The 13623-nt window shown below is 40.1% G+C and carries 13 protein-coding genes; 3 read left to right on the top strand and 10 right to left on the bottom strand.

Annotated features, from left to right (window positions below):
* Nucleotides 1-12: 12 nt before the first annotated feature.
* The 7 genes from FMM05_RS05865 to FMM05_RS05895 form a co-directional block, all read right to left on the bottom strand.
* On the bottom strand, nt 13-660 hold the full coding sequence (locus FMM05_RS05865) for a zinc-dependent metalloprotease family protein (protein WP_143372410.1): 648 nt from the start codon (nt 658-660) through the stop codon (nt 13-15).
* Nucleotides 642-1676, bottom strand: coding sequence for an o-succinylbenzoate synthase (locus tag FMM05_RS05870; RefSeq protein ID WP_143372411.1), 1035 nt, complete (start codon nt 1674-1676; stop codon nt 642-644). The genes FMM05_RS05865 and FMM05_RS05870 overlap by 19 nt, the downstream gene beginning before the upstream one ends.
* A gap of 83 nt (nt 1677-1759) precedes the next feature.
* Nucleotides 1760-2434, bottom strand: a complete 675-nt coding sequence (locus tag FMM05_RS05875) for a metal-dependent hydrolase (RefSeq protein ID WP_143372412.1) — start codon at nt 2432-2434, stop codon at nt 1760-1762.
* A 67-nt stretch (nt 2435-2501) separates the two neighbouring features.
* On the bottom strand, nt 2502-3401 hold the full coding sequence (gene menA / locus FMM05_RS05880) for a 1,4-dihydroxy-2-naphthoate octaprenyltransferase (protein WP_143372413.1): 900 nt from the start codon (nt 3399-3401) through the stop codon (nt 2502-2504).
* Nucleotides 3402-3451: 50 nt separating this feature from the next.
* Nucleotides 3452-4969 (bottom strand): PH domain-containing protein, encoded by a 1518-nt coding sequence (locus FMM05_RS05885; RefSeq protein ID WP_143372414.1) that lies wholly within the window; start codon nt 4967-4969, stop codon nt 3452-3454.
* Entirely contained in the window at nt 4953-5486 is a 534-nt protein-coding gene (locus tag FMM05_RS05890; protein ID WP_143372415.1) for a PH domain-containing protein, read from the bottom strand. The genes FMM05_RS05885 and FMM05_RS05890 overlap by 17 nt, the downstream gene beginning before the upstream one ends.
* 91 nt (nt 5487-5577) lie before the next feature.
* Complete coding sequence (locus FMM05_RS05895; RefSeq protein WP_143372416.1) at nt 5578-6420, bottom strand: 1,4-dihydroxy-2-naphthoyl-CoA synthase; 843 nt, start codon at nt 6418-6420, stop codon at nt 5578-5580.
* Nucleotides 6421-6624: 204 nt separating this feature from the next.
* On the opposite strand from FMM05_RS05895, the gene FMM05_RS05900 reads away from it, so the two are divergent.
* The 3 genes from FMM05_RS05900 (at nt 6625) to FMM05_RS05910 (ending at nt 9500) form a co-directional block, all read left to right on the top strand.
* Nucleotides 6625-7821: a serine hydrolase domain-containing protein gene (locus tag FMM05_RS05900; RefSeq protein ID WP_143372417.1), complete on the top strand. Its 1197-nt coding sequence runs from the start codon at nt 6625-6627 to the stop codon at nt 7819-7821.
* Between the two features lie 137 nt (nt 7822-7958).
* The gene (locus FMM05_RS05905; RefSeq protein WP_143372418.1) at nt 7959-9173 is read left to right on the top strand and encodes a sterol desaturase family protein; all 1215 of its coding nucleotides are present in this window, start codon (nt 7959-7961) and stop codon (nt 9171-9173) included.
* A 24-nt stretch (nt 9174-9197) separates the two neighbouring features.
* A complete protein-coding gene (locus tag FMM05_RS05910) occupies nt 9198-9500 on the top strand; it encodes a hypothetical protein (RefSeq protein ID WP_143372419.1) in 303 nt (100 codons plus the stop codon).
* 11 nt (nt 9501-9511) lie between these two features.
* Here FMM05_RS05910 and ygiD read toward each other — a convergent pair whose 3' ends face one another.
* From ygiD to FMM05_RS05925, 3 genes are all read right to left on the bottom strand, one after another.
* Nucleotides 9512-10342 carry a 4,5-DOPA-extradiol-dioxygenase gene (ygiD, locus tag FMM05_RS05915; RefSeq protein ID WP_143372420.1) on the bottom strand — a complete coding sequence of 277 codons (831 nt, stop codon included), beginning with the start codon at nt 10340-10342 and terminating at the stop codon, nt 9512-9514.
* 386 nt (nt 10343-10728) lie between these two features.
* Nucleotides 10729-12705 (bottom strand): alpha-ketoacid dehydrogenase subunit alpha/beta, encoded by a 1977-nt coding sequence (locus tag FMM05_RS05920; RefSeq protein ID WP_143372421.1) that lies wholly within the window; start codon nt 12703-12705, stop codon nt 10729-10731.
* Nucleotides 12706-12821: 116 nt separating this feature from the next.
* Nucleotides 12822-13451: a hypothetical protein gene (locus FMM05_RS05925; protein WP_143372422.1), complete on the bottom strand. Its 630-nt coding sequence runs from the start codon at nt 13449-13451 to the stop codon at nt 12822-12824.
* Between the last annotated feature and the right edge of the window lie 172 nt (nt 13452-13623).

Raw genomic sequence — 13623 nt, forward strand, 5'->3', positions numbered from 1 at the left:
CTATCTAAAGAGCTATTGGATTTTCTTTTTGCAGGATGCACATAACGCCGGGTTGGCATTATCTACGGTTTTAATTGATTCAACAGCATCAGTCATTACACATTTCTTATCCGAGCAATGCGGTAGCCCAAAATTATGACCCAATTCATGTATTACCACTTTTTTAAACCGCCCGAAATAGATATCCTTACTCTTGTGCTTAAGCCTGAATCCTGACACCACACAGCTATTACCGGGACAATACGCTAAACCCATAATACCAAAGTCGTTATAGCGCCATAAAGGCATTTTAACAGATCCGTCCGAATTACGTTTGGTAACAGAAATATCCTTATCGGTAAGGCCTAAAATATAATCAACCCCCTTAGGTATTGCGCGCTGTTGTATTTTAATAAGACTATCTGCCCTGTAGCGGGGTGATTTAATAGTTATAAATGCCGACTGAGGTAAGTCCTGCCGAGGAAGTATTTGCACCGAAACACCATAATACTCTTCAATTGCATTTTTTAGATCTTGAACCTTTTTAGCACTGATACCCTCGTATGGAATAACACCAACTACGGTTTCTTTAGTAATGGTTTTTTCTTTCAGGCACGAAAGAAGAATGAATGCAAACGCGAGTAAATATAACGAGGGCTTCATTATAAGTTTACTTCCCATTTTAGATTAGGATTATAGCACAACTCGCCATTTTTAACTTCAAGAGAGCTCTCAAAATTATTGGTATATAAAGCACCTGTACCCAAACCCTGCGGCATAGGATTATTTTGTAAAAACGTCCATTGAGCAATAGCGTTTAAACCAATATTACTTTCTAATGCCGATGTTACCCACCAGCCAATATTGTATTTTTCAGCAAGCGCTATCCATTCGGCGCAACCTCTGAAACCTCCCACCAAACTTGGTTTTAATATGATGTATTGAGGCTGTGTTTTTTGAAGCAAGGCATCCTTTTCAGAATGATTAAAAACCCCGATAAGCTCTTCATCCAAAGCAATAGGCAAAGGTGTATTTTTACACAAGGCTGCCATGCTGTCAGTCTGGTTTTTGGCAATAGGCTGCTCGATGCTATGTAACTCAAATTCAGATAACTGCTTTAATTTACTTAAAGCATCGTTTAAATTAAAAGCACCATTAGCATCTACACGAATTTCAATTTGTTCGGGACTAAAATTGGCTCGAATAAAGCGCAATAAACTCAATTCTGTATCAAAATCTATTGCCCCTATTTTAAGTTTTATACATTTAAAACCCATTTGTAATTTGTCTTCGATCTGCTCTTTCATATAGGCTTCATCACCCATCCAAACGAGTCCGTTGATAGGAATATTAGCCTTCCCTTTTGTAAAATCAGACGGAAATAAATCATAAGGAGTATTCCCTTCTAACGACCTAAAAGCCATTTCAATTCCAAACTGAATTGACGGAAATTCAATTAGCTCCTCCCATAATTTTTGCTCCCCTAAATGGATATTTTCACATGCCCATTTCAATTTTTCCTCATAGTTCGGGCGGTCATCCACACTAAGCAATCGTAAAATACCACACTCGCCTATACCCCGCATACCTTCTTTTTCAAGGATAACAAACCAGGTTTCTTTCTCTGTCATTACGCCACGCGAAGTACCGCTGGGGCGCTTAAAATCGAGGATGTATTTTTGGTATGAGGCTTTCATTATAATTATGAATAATAGACACGAATTTCACAAATTCACACAAATTAATTCTTGCTAATTTGTGAAATTCGTGTAAAAAAAATCTACAGATTAAGCGAAGAACCAATTTCTAAAAGCGTAAAATTTTTGCCTTTATCAGCAAAAAGTTTTTTAGTAGCCTCGTGGTCTATTTTGATGTAGCCAAAGGTATCGTAATGATAACCAAGTATATTGTTACATTCCACAAAGTCAGAGGCTATAATAGCATCTTCAGCGTCCATGGTATAATTGTCGCCAATTGGTAAAATAGCGAGGTCTAATTTGGTGCGAAGCGGTATCAGTTTCATATCATAAGTAAGTGCAGTATCTCCGGCAATATAAATATTTTTGTCCGCCTCAATAACAAAACCACCCTGGTTACCACCATAGCTACCGTCCGGGAACGAGCTTGAGTGGATAGCATTTACATATTTCACTTTTCCGAAGTCAAATTTCCAGCTGCCACCATGATTCATACCGTGGGCAGTAAAGCCTTTGCTGGCATAATAGCCTGCAATTTCTGCATTAGATACAATAGTTGCACCGGTGTTTTTGGCAATGGCTTCAACATCTAAAATATGGTCGCCATGCGCATGCGTAACTAAAATATAATCTGCCTTAAGCGTATTGATATCTATATGCTTAGCCAACTCGTTAGCCGTAATGTAAGGGTCTACAATAATGTTTTTGCCGTTAACCTCTATACCAAGGCTTGCATGGCCGTAAAAAGTAATCTTCATACTATTTAATTTAATGTGTTGTATAGTTATTTGATTGTTGCAAATTGCCTATTGCTTATCCAATTGGCTACTGCATTGCAATGCAAAGCATCAGCGAAAGGAAAAACGTACCCAAAGCCACTTTTTTAAGCTCAGGATCAAGTTCACGGGGTACGGTGTTTTTAGCTACTGCTCTAAGATGCATGATAAACGGCACATAAGCCAATAAAAAGATATACTGCCCAGGGCCAAAGCCGCTTAAAACCGCAAACGCAAGTATTAAAGCCAATGCCGAAACAATTACAAAATAGTGGTAAATCTTAGCCTTTTCAGCGCCTATTTTAACCACAAGGGTGTTTTTACCGCTCATTGCATCGCTAACCTGGTCGCGCATATTATTAAGGTTAAGTACCGCTACACTAAGCAACCCTATAGATATTGCCGGCATAATGATAAGGCTGTCAATATGTTTGGCAAATAAAAAGTAACAGCCAATAACACTAACAAGGCCGAAGAAGATGAATACGAACAAGTCGCCCAACCCCCTGTAACCGTAAGCAGAACTGCCCACTGTGTATTTAATGGCTGCGGCAACGGCAGCCAATCCTAAAAAGAAAAAGAATACCGAGTAACCAAAATTCTCCCTGCCAAAAGACAGGTAAATAAGCACTACGGCAGCTATCATGGTTAAAACCGAAGTCATTATGATGCCTTTTTTCATGGCTTGAACTGTTATAGCGCCACTTTGTATGGCCCGTTGCGGACCTATACGATGCTCGTTATCGGTACCTTTTACACCATCGCCATAATCATTGGCAAAGTTAGAAAGCACCTGCAAACCCAACGTAGTTACGAGTGCAAAGGCTAAAATAGCCCAGTTAGAAAATCCTTGAGAAAACGCATAAAAACTACCCACCAATATTCCGGATACCGATAATGGCAGTGTGCGTAAACGTGCGGCCTCAAGCCACGCTTTTGTATTTGACATTTGTATATATTCTAAATCTTAAATCTTAAATTTTTAAATCTTAAATGGATTTACATCCAATGCTTATCTGTAGTTTCTACCTGCCACAGCCAGTAATTAACCAATTCGTTAAGTTTTGTAAAATTAGCCAATCCGAACGATATTGTGCCCCCTGCCGTATGCAAAGTAACAACACCTACATCAGATCCTTTTTGCCAAAAAAACTGCTTTAACGATACGGATTGTATTTTATGAGGCGCTATATAATCGTTATCAATATCCCAGGCGCCGCTTTGTTTTATAATAAAATCATCGCTCACAAACAGCCTGCTGTTCCTAAAAGCAAAATATATCAATATGGCCGCAAATACCCCGTAAATAGGAACGAAGATGATGTAATCCTTTACGGATGGCTCAATTTTAAAAGCAAATAAAAAATAGATGCCAATAGGTATAACCAAAAGCTTAAACGATTCAAATATTATTTTCCTCAAATTAGGCTTAACTACTACGCCCTTTTCAGGGATTTTTTCAAGTAAAAATTGTAACAGCATATTTTTCTCATTTTCACTACAACCGGGAATCTCTATCGCTGTCTTTTTCTGGTCTTTATCATTTGCTTCCGTACCCGATGCCTGGCGTATCTTAAGGTCGTTAAGGTTAAATTTCTTTTGAAAGTAATTACGCCCTACCGTTACTACCTGAACCTTTTCCGGCCTTATGATGGTGTTTTTGGTATTCAGTAAACCATAACTCAATAACAAACCATTTTGCTGTTTGGTTATCCTGAAATTATAATACCGCACAATGGTTCGTACCAGGTTAACAATCAGCGTTAAAAATATAATTGCCCCTATTATAAAGGTTATAAACTTAAGCAGCACCTCGGCATTTATATAATCATCTAATGGACTATCGTCATACCCTGTAACATTTATAAACTCTTCCAGATTCTGAAAAATAGTTATCATAAAAGCCAGTAATACCGCGAAACTCCTTATATAATTAGAAGTTATCCCGGTTTTAACAAGGCTCAAAAAACTGATCTGGATAAATGGTTTGTTTATAGTTTGCCGGGAATAAGAGGTTTTACTGTTAAACTCATCATCATCAATTACAGCATCCCGTACCCCTTCCAGCAATCGCTCCTTTAAAGATACTGCAAGGCTCTCTTTTATGGCACGTATAGATACTTCTTTGCCGTTACTCCCTGCTGTGTCAACCTCCAGTGCATGCACGCCAATTAATCGCTGTATAAATGACTGGTTGATGTTTACCTGCTGAATTTTATCAAGCGGAATTGCAATGCGACTCTTGTTTAGTATGCCTTTACGCACCACAAACTCTTCATTCTGTTCATCTAAAAAAAAGGTGAAGTTCAGATATTTAAGATAGGCAATTATAGCAACCAACAGCATAACGCCACCTACAGCAAGGCCAATATATAGTTTATTGTACTGGTTTATTTTCCATACCCATACAATTAAAAATGGCCACAAAGCACGCGCCGTACCCTGAAAGGTATCGGCAAACATAACCACTACCCCAATAAGCGACTGGCGTTGGGGCTGGCTAAAGTTGCTGTTCATCCTGCTGCGGATTAATTTTGCCCATAAGCAAATACTTAATTTTCTCTGCCTGGTCTTTATCAATGCCCGGCACCTGTATGTCGCTGCTATTGCCTCCTGCTGTAAATACCTCTACAGCAGCCAGTCCCAGCTTTCGCGAAAGCAATCCTTCATGAACCGCCACGTGCTGCACCCTGTTGTACGGAATTATAGTAGTAGTGGTTGCAATGGCACCGCTGCGGTAAATAACATCGTGCGCCCTAAAGGCAAAACCCCTGTTTTTAAAGCTTATAACATTTATTAATATTGTAAACAATAAGATTACAATATAAACTATGGTTATGGTAAGCCGATACGGATTTAGTTCTTCTAAGTAGTAAAAACCCAAACCCGCGCCGATTGCCAGCAAGCCAAACACCAATCCTATATTAAAGATGATGATCTTAAAATACGATGGATGCAGTGGTGTTAGCACCACACCTTCATACTTAGGCAGCTGCAATGTATCTATAGTTTCGTTTAAAAAAGGCTCTTGCATTAGAGGTTGGCAGTTGTTAGTTAATGGTTGTCAAATATAATAACAGTAAAGATGGAAGCCGACAACTGTCAACTAACAACTGTTAACTATGTTATGGAATCCATTTAATCTCCCTAAAATTAGGCTTTCTCTTTTCAAGGAAAGCATCACGGCCCTCTTTAGCCTCTTCGGTCATGTACGTAAGGCGTGTAGCTTCACCGGCAAATATCTGCTGGCCCACCATACCGTCATCGGTAGCGTTAAAGGCAAATTTAAGCATCCTGATAGATGTTGGCGATTTGCCCAGTATTTCCTGTGCCCACTCATAGGCAGTATCTTCTAATTCACTATGAGGGATAACGGCATTTACCATCCCCATTTCGTAAGCATCCTGAGCCGAATAGTTCCTTCCTAAAAAGAATATCTCACGGGCACGTTTCTGGCCCACCATTTTAGCAAGGTAAGCCGACCCATATCCACCATCAAAACTGGTAACATCGGCATCGGTTTGTTTAAAAATAGCGTGTTCTTTACTGGCAAGGGTAAGGTCGCATACTACATGCAGGCTGTGCCCGCCGCCCACGGCCCAACCCGGTACAACAGCAATAACCACCTTAGGCATAAAGCGGATAAGGCGCTGAACTTCTAATATATTCAATCTATGCATACCGTCATCTCCTACATAACCCTGATGGCCACGCGCTTTTTGGTCGCCACCGCTGCAAAAAGAATACACGCCATCTTTAGATGACGGCCCTTCCGCCGAAAGCAGCACCACGCCAATAGAAGTATCTTCACGGGCATCTAAAAATGCCTCAAAAAGTTCGGATGTGGTTTTAGGCCTGAAAGCGTTTCTTACATCGGGCCTGTTAAAGGCTATACGTGCTACGCCATTGCATTTTTTATAGGTTATATCTGTAAATTCTTTTACGGTCTGCCATTGTATTTTGTCCATATCGCTATAATAATTTACCGTAAAAATAGGCAATTTTGCTCAAGGCATAAAATAAAAAACGGGCATAAGATACAAACCCGCTGCATTTCAAAATATTAAGTTTTACGATGTAAAAAAATCTAAATTTTAACTGTTAACCTTACTAAAAAAACCTTTCTGAAAAGTTTGGTTTAGTTATATTTGCGGTTTTACGTATTTCCAAAAATGAAATTTCTACAATTTACCTCCTATATATTTATATTGCTTTTAGCTTCGTGCCAAAAAGATAAAAATACTGTTGCAAGTGCTGATACCGAACAAAATGTAAAGGATACCGTGCTGCATATCACCCCGCTTGATGTAAAGCTTAACAAGCTGACTTCGGGCTGGAAAACGAGTAAAACTAATAGTGTTAAGCAATTTTACAACAAGACATGGCCTAAAGACGATTTAAGCGGAGGTTTTCTTGTAGCAAAAAACGGACAGATATTGTTTGAAACCTACGGTGGCTATGCCAACAGAAAAAACAAGACCGAAATTGATGCTAATACTCCTATTCACTTAGCGTCTGTTAGTAAGGTGCTTACCGCTGCCGTTATCTTAAAGTTTATCGATTTGGAAAAGCTGGATATTGATGCCAAAGTTAATAGCATACTCCCTGAATTTCCGTACGAGGATATTACCATCAAAATGTTGCTTAACCACCGTAGTGGACTGCCTAACTATGCTTATTTTGGCGATGACCGAACAATTTGGGACCGTAGTATGATGAAAAACCAGGATATACTGGATTTGCTTGCATTGCATAAATTCGATCTGTATTTTAAACCCGATAAGAAGTTTGGCTACTGCAACACCAACTACGCTATGCTTGCCCTTGTAATTGAGAAAGTTACAAAGATGAATTATCGCGATGCCATGAAAAAGATAATCTTTGATCCGCTGGGTATGAAGAACACCTATGTATTTGATTATTATAAGGATAAGGAAACAGCATCGCAATCCTACAAAGGCAATAATGTTTTGTATGACTATGATTTTCTGGATAATATCTATGGTGATAAGAACATCTACTCTACTCCTCGCGATATGCTTAAGTTCGATTTGGCTACTTATTCTAAGAAATTCCTTAATCCTAAGCTGGTTAAGCAGGTTTTTCAGGGGTATAGTTACGAGCATAAAGGCGAACGCAATTACGGCCTTGGCATACGCATGCACGAGTGGAAAACCGGCGAAAAGCTGTTTTACCATAACGGTTGGTGGCATGGCAATACATCGTCTTACGTTACCTTAAAGGGCGATACCGTTGCCATGATAGCATTGTCTAACAAATTTTCATACAAACCGTACAAAATTTGGAAGCTTTCTACCCTTTTTGGCAAATATCCTATTAAACCGGATAAAGAAGACGGTGCCGAATAACTCTTGAAACCCTTTATTTACAACGTTTTAGACCCAATAATGTTTATTAACCAGGGTTGGTTAATAATTTTATGACTTTTTAGTCTACTAATTTAGTAGAGTATTGTTATTTTTGTTGCGGATATAAAATTACCGTAATGGAAAAACACAACTATCTGGCATTTGCCATGCCTGCTTTTTTTCTTTTTGTTTTCCTGGAATATAAAGCAGCGCAGCGCAAAAAGAAACCCGAATTATTTAAATACGAGAGCTCAATATCTAACGTAAGTATCGGTATTGCAGAGCGTTTGCTTAACCTTTTCGTGGCGGCCAGCTTTTACCAATTATACTATTTTGTTTATGATAACTACAAAATATTCGATATCCCGGCTAACTGGCTCATTTGGATTGCATTAATATTAGCAACCGACTTTGTTTGGTACTGGTATCACAGGTTAGGGCACGAAGTCAATATTTTTTGGGCGGCACACATAGTACATCATCATAGCGAGGAGTTTAACTTCACCGCTGCCGCCAGAATAACTACTATTCAGGCAGTTATACGTACTGCATTTTGGTGCCTGCTGCCGTTATTTGGCTTCCATCCTACTATGGTAATAACCATGCTATTGGTTCATGGAGCCTATTCCTTTTTTACGCATACGCAGATAGTAGGGCGCATAAAATGGCTGGAATATGTATTCATAACTCCCTCATTACATGGTATTCATCATGCTTCCGATGAAAAATACCTCGACAAGAATTACGGCGATATGTTCGTGTTTTGGGACAAGATGTTTGGTACCTTCCAGATTGAGGAAGAAAAACCTAAGTACGGCCTTACCCACCCTTTAAAAAGCTATAGCTTTTTGTGGCAGCATTTTCATTACTATTTTGAGATTTACGAAAGCTATAAACGTGCTAATGGCTTCACAGCCAAATGGAAAGCAGTTTTTGGCAGCCCCGCTGATATGGATCAGGATATCCGTCCGGAACTTGAAAAGAAGTTCTTACAGGACCGTAGTCTTAAGCTTAACGCACTGAGGTTCAAAGGTTATCTTGCTTTCCAGGTGGCACTGTCTACCGGTATGCTTATGTGGTTTACCTATTTTATTGCCTATCAACACGCTGAAGACAAGCTGTTTACAGCATTATTTATACTTATAACCTTAATCAATTGCGGCGCCCTGTTAGAGCAACGCAAATGGATATATTACCTGGAGTATGGCAGATTGCTGCTACTTACTGCATACTTACTTTACAATCAGGGATATATAGAATATTTATTTATACCGGTCGCGGTAATGATCTTTGCTGAAAAAGTATTCGCCATAGGCAAATGGTACCGTGACTATATATTACAAACTAAATAATACCCACCTCTAAATGAATGCATTATGAGCACAACCGAACTAAAATTTGAGATCATAAAAAGGATCATGGAGACCGATGAAGATGGTTTTGATGGTAAAATCCAAAACATATTAAACCAGTATTATCCTGAAAAACAAACGGAAACCAAAGAGCCGGAAGTATACAATATCAAACAAATTATAGCGTATAAAGCTGACGGACAAGCATTAACAATCAAAGATCTGAAAGCTGAAATACTGGAAATTATTGATGACACCTGCAAAGGTTCTGCCCCTTCCACGCACTGCAAAGTTAAGACCCGTTTAAAGGGTATTTTATGGCTATAAAAGTAAGATTTTTACCCTATTTTTACCGATGTCATGTTCAAAGAGCCTCCTACCAGCTTGTCGTTAAAGAAGCTAACACCGTCTTCATTGTCCTGTAAACCAAGCGTATACAGTAGCGGGAAGTAATGATCCGGTGTTGGTATAGCCAGCGTTGCAGCCTTGTTTAGCTTCTCGTAGTTAATAAGGTCGGCGTGGTTGCCGTTAGCAATCTTTTGCTTAAAGATACTGTTCATTTCTATTGCCCAGTCAAAACCGTAGTTTGGTTCGCTAAGTCGCTGCCAGTCAACCATTCGCAGGTTGTGCACCATATTGCCACTACCAATAATCAGCACGCCTTTTTTACGGAGGGCAGCCAACTGCTTAGCCAGGTCATAATGGTACTGTGGTGGCTTGCCGTAATCTATACTTAGCTGAAGTACAGGTATATCGGCATCAGGATACATGTGCCGAACCACCGTCCAGGTGCCGTGATCCAAGCCCCAATCATGGTCTAAACCCACATGTGTCGAGGTAATTAGCTTAGAAGCCGCCTCAGCCAGCTCAGGGTCGCCTTTTGCAGGGTATTGCACGTCAAATAATGCCTGCGGAAAGCCCCCAAAATCATGAATTGTCTTGGGTTCTTCCATAGCTGTAATGTGTGTACCGCGGGTTAGCCAGTGTGCAGATATTACTATAACTGCCTTAGGCCGTGATATTTGCCTACCCATTGCCGCCCAGATTTGAGAAAATTCATTGTCTTCTATCCCATTCATGGGCGACCCATGCCCTATAAAAAGTACAGGCAATTTTTTGTCCACTTCACCTAATCCGTCGGTCCAGTTTTTAAAGCTATGTAATGACATACTATTCGATATTTGTATATACAAATGTATGGAATTTACGCTTCAAACATCAAAAAAGGGCTTAATATTTCACTTTTGGATTCTGAGTTAGTAAAAACACCGCGTTTTTTCAATCAATAAATTAAGAATAAACTTACAATTAGCTTAATATTTCACTTTTAGATATTGAGTTGGAAAAATCTATTTTGGGTTTAGAGTTTTGGGTTTAGAGTTTTTCAAAAGATGGTTATTTTCACAATTTTTCTGCTATCGAAATTTCCCCTTCCAAAAACAAAAAAAGCGGACCAAATAGTCAGCCCAAATTTTTCATCCATCAACCGACAACCGACAACCGACAAACTGTCAACTGTCAACTGTCAACTGTAAACCGTCAACTGTAAACTTTCTTAATACGCCAAAAGCTCCTTCAGCGAATTTTCAAAACGCCCTTTGGCAAGATACTGGTCTTCCAGAGCCTTGGTAAACGGTATGGCACTCTCAAGGCTGCCCACACGTTTAACCGGAGCGTCCAGGTGCTCAAAGCACTCCTCCATGATCATGGCGGCAATATCGCTGGCTACACCTCCAAAAAGGGTATCTTCCTGCAGGATGATAACCTTACCCGTTTTCCTAACCGACGCATAAATAGCCTCGGTATCTAACGGCTGCAACGTGCGCAGGTCTAACAGGTCGGCTTTAACGTCAGGGTTGTTCGCCAGCGTCTCTAAAGCCCAGTGCACACCCGCGCCAAAGGTAATAATGGTAACATCGTTACCCTCTTTAAGCAGGGCAGCCTTACCAAACGGCAGGGTATAATAATCTTTAGGTACATCCTGGTAAATGCTTCTATACAACGCCTTATGCTCAAAGAACATAACCGGGTTAGGGTCGTTTATAGCGGTAGCCATCAGGCCTTTGGCATCATACGGAAACGCCGGGTACACCACCTTAAGCCCCGGTGTTTTGGTAAACCACGCCTCGTTGGTCTGGCTATGGAAAGGCCCCGCCTGCACCCCTGCCCCGCAAGGCATGCGCACCACCACATCGGCGTTTTCCTGCCAGCGGTAATGCACTTTGGCTAAGTAGTTTACAATGGGGTTAAATCCGGTTGACACAAAATCAGCGAACTGCATCTCGATAACCGACTTGTACCCATTAATCGACAGCCCCATACCGGCCGACACAATAGCCGACTCGCATATTGGGGTGTTCCTAACCCTGTCGCGGCCAAACTCGGCCACAAAGCCATCGGTAATTTTAAAGGCGCCACCGTATTCGGCAATATCCTGACCCATAATAACAAGGTTATCGTGGCGCTGCATCGATTGTTTTAATCCCTGCGATATCGCATCGATCATCCTTACATTATCCATATCCGTATTCGGACTAACCTCCTCAAATATATACGGTTTATAAACATCATTTAATTCTTCGCTTAAACTGGCTTCAATAGCCGGTTCGGCACTTGCCTGTTGGTAATGCTCGTCAATTTCGCGCTTTAATTCGGCGCGAAGCTCGGCATCATGCGCCTCGGTAAGCACACCCTCCTGCTTTAAAAAGCTGCGGTAATTATCTACCGGGTCTTTAACAGCCCAAAGGTCCATCAGCTCCTGCGGAACGTATTTTGTACCGCTCGCCTCCTCGTGCCCGCGCATCCTGAAGGTTTTAAACTCCAGCAGCACCGGCCTTGGGTTTTCGCGCATGCTCTTAACAATATCGGTCAGTTTAGTGTATACCTCTAAAATGTTGTTACCATCTATAATATGGGCCTCCATACCGTAGCCAATGCCCTTATCGGCAATGTTTTCGCAGCGGTACTGCTCGTTGGTGGGCGTACTAAGCCCGTAACCGTTATTCTCTACAATAAACAGCACCGGCAGCTCCCAAACGGCGGCAATGTTAAGCGCCTCATGAAAATCGCCCTCGCTGGTGGCGCCCTCTCCGGTAAACACCGCGGTAACCTTACCCTCGTGGCGCAATTTATGGGCTAAGGCAATACCGTCGGCCACGCCCAGTTGCGGACCCAGATGCGATATCATGCCTATTATCTTAAACTCCTGCGTACCAAAGTGAAACGACCTGTCCCTACCCTTGGTAAAGCCATTGGCCTTGCCCTGCCATTGGCTAAACAAGCGGTACAGCGGTATATTGCGCCCCGTAAACACCCCAAGGTTGCGGTGCATGGGTAAAATATATTCGTCCTGGTGCAGCACGGCGGTAACCCCAACCGAGATAGCCTCCTGCCCAATGCCGCTAAACCATTTAGAAACTTTACCCTGCCTAATGAGTATGAGCATCTTCTCCTCTATAAGCCTTGGTTTTAATAATTTCTTATATAAATCGAGTAATTCCTGATTGGTTAATTGTTTTCTTTCGAAATCCATGGCTATTTTTAAATAATCTTTAGTTATTCAAAAGTAATAAAATAACAGAATGTTGGTGTAGTGTTATAAAAATTTATTTTGAAGTGATGCTATTAAGAAATATTTTTGAAATGTGTTTACTTCGGTTTGGTTGCTGGATCATTAAATACATTAATGTTAGTTACAGTGTCCTTCTCTTCAATTTCAACACCGTAAGACGGTTCACTCATAAACATAGCACTATTAATCTTTGCTTTTGGAAAATTATTAGATTTTAAAAAGCTTAAGATTTCCGCTGCAAAATTATAGCCTTCTTTGTCTCCCATAATGTAATTAACATCTATAGATTTATTCTTATCAGGAAATTTGCTTAATAAAAATTCTTTAGATTGGATTGTTAACTTTCTCTGGTTATTCTCGTTTATATAAACTTGCCCTGCCGTGATTCCGCCCATTTGATTATTACTCGTTACGCTATAAGCAGTTGAGGGTTTGAGATTATTAATAGAGTCTTTTTTTTCATTTACTTTATATTGATTTTTGCTTTTTCCAGTAACTGTTTTTAAAGATTTCGAACTTGTTGTATCTATATTTTTTTTTGGTAAACTCGCTATAGTATCTTTCGGTCGAGTGATATTCAAGTATGGAGTTGAAATATTAGAACCATTTAGTAATGAATATATTATTGTACCTACTAATAAAATTATAATTAAAAACAAAGTATTTCTAATATATCTATGCTTATCTAAAAATTCAAATCCTGTCATATAAATAAGGTAATTATTGTTTAAAATTAACAAATATATCGCACAAAACATTAGATAATATGTCAAATTCCTTCTGTCTTAAATTTCCTGTATAATTTACTATATGATAATTGTGACTTGTTAAACAAATGGCCCCTCGCTGGCGCGAGCTTCAAGCTCGTGCACAATTTAC

The sequence above is a fragment of the Flavobacterium zepuense genome (assembly GCF_007097145.1).
In the GTDB taxonomy this organism is placed as follows: domain Bacteria; phylum Bacteroidota; class Bacteroidia; order Flavobacteriales; family Flavobacteriaceae; genus Flavobacterium; species Flavobacterium zepuense.